Consider the following 2,013-nt stretch of genomic DNA (forward strand, 5'->3'; position numbering starts at 1 on the left):
GGACGAGCCGATCGAGCCCTCACCGGTGAAGGAGGACTTGATGCCGACGAGCTCCTCGGCCTTCATGGCCGGAGCGGCGGCCTTGAAGGTCTTGCCGTAGGCCCACTTGAGGGTCTTGCCGGTGAAGGCGTAGTTGCCGTCCGGGTGCGACCCGCTCGGGTAACCGAAGACGAACACCGAGGTGCCGATCTTCTGGTTGTAGGCCAGGCCCTGACCACCGACGTTGCTGCCGAGGCTGCCGACGTCCTTGAGGGCGATGTCGACGATCTTGCCCTTGAGGATGTAGTCGATGTCGAAGTTCACCCAGAAGTTGACCTTGTACCAGCCGTTGTTGTAGGCGAAGTAGAAGGTCTTTGCGTCGGCGGAGACGTGGACCTCGTCGTCGAACGCGTACTCGGCGCTGTTGAACTCTTCCTTGCTGACGCGGGTCACGGTGACGCCGGTGCCCCGGGACACCTTGAACTCCGTGGTGCCGCCGCGCTGGTTGTTGATCCTGGACGCGATGTCCTTGATGTCCTGCTCGGACGGGTTGCTGAGGACGCTGTTGTTCCAGTCCTGGGCGAACGCCCACCAGAGGATGTTGACGTTCTCCTTCTGGGACTCGGCGTGCCGGTTGCGAACCACCGTGCGGTAGTCCACGACGGGCTTGATCTCGCCGGCCCAGCCGGTCTGCTTGGTCTCGAGGTCCTTCTTGGCCTTCTCGGCGTCCGCCTTGGTCTCGAACCGGCGGTCCTTGACCCAGTTCTTGACCTTGTCGACGGAGACGTCGGTGACCTGGACGCCGTTGTACACGGTGACGAACGCGTAGTCGCGGTCGCCGTCCTCGTACACGTCGTAGTCGTAGTGGGTGTAGGCGGTCTTGCCCACGTAGATGCCCCACGGGGTCTTGCCCTGGTAGTAACCCGGGATGAACACCCACTTGTCGAGGGTGTCCTTGTTGCTCACCGTGTCGTAGACGCAGTGACCGGCGGTGGCGACCAGGTTCTTGTACTGGCTCTGCACCGAGGTGGCCGAGCACCAGTGCGGCTTCTTGTCGGCGCCGATGAAGAACACCTTGCCGGTGGTCTTCGGCAGGTTGATGTTCTTCAAGTTGCTCGTGGCGGCCTTCTGGTCGCCGCTGGAGCCGACGACGCCGGCCTTGCTGTCGGCGGAAGCGCCACCCGTGGAGACGTGCTTGGTGGGCAGCGTCGTCTCGACGTTGTAGGGGGTCGCGTTGATCAGGTTCGCCTTGTTCTGGCCGTACCAGAACGCGGCGACCTGCTTGGCGGCGAAGTTCGTGTTGGCCAGGTTGACCGGCGGGGCGACGTCGGTGTCGGCCTGAGCCGGCGCGGCAACGGCGGCGGCGGCCAGCAGGCCCGCCACGACCCCACCGAGGGCGAGGGTGCGCTTCATGGATTTCTCCCAGGTCTGTCGTGGGACGCCACTTGCGCCCCATGCGTCAGTGAAGGATCGAGGAGAAAGCTATAGGAGAAATCAGGGGCATGTAAGGCGATTCATGAGGTCTGTCGGTAAGGCCGCAATGAGTAGTCGGAGGCCAGATCTGCCGCTGTTAGCCATATTTGCGCTGATCAAGTGCGCCTTGTTCGATCTGTTTCACTTGCAGTCATGGATCGGTTCAGGATTTAGTGTGACGCAAATCACAGTCGATGGATGAAACCGAAGGGGAGGTGAGTCCCGTCAAAGCTGGCTCGCTCCCACCGCGCGCGACCCTGAGGGACCTCCGCGCTGGTGCTCGGCAGGGGAGCATATAGGCAGGTCCGCAGGGAGGACCGTGGGTGTCCGGCGTGGGCAGTGGACCGGCGCGAGAGCGAGAGGCCGGCTCGGAGACGGGTGCTCGGGCGCTTCCGCTTGGCGGCGGGGGACACGGGGCCGGTAGGGCCGATCCGGGCTACGAGGACGTTCTCGTGGCTGCACTTTCTGCCGTCGCAATACGGCTTAAGCGGACGAAAATAGGAAAAGGGCCCGGCTGGAGGCCGGGCCCTTTCCTTTGGTCCAGTTAGAGCGTCAGAGCGA

1 protein-coding gene is annotated in these 2,013 nt (G+C 63.4%); it reads right to left on the reverse strand.

Annotated elements, in window-relative coordinates; genetic code table 11:
* Window positions 1–1,392: trypsin-like serine peptidase (locus AAH991_RS39955; RefSeq protein WP_346231164.1), on the reverse strand; the 1,392-nt coding region annotated here is incomplete at its 3' end.
* Window positions 1,393–2,013: the final 621 nt, after the last annotated feature.

This window comes from Microbispora sp. ZYX-F-249 (assembly GCF_039649665.1).
Lineage (GTDB): Bacteria > Actinomycetota > Actinomycetes > Streptosporangiales > Streptosporangiaceae > Microbispora > Microbispora maris.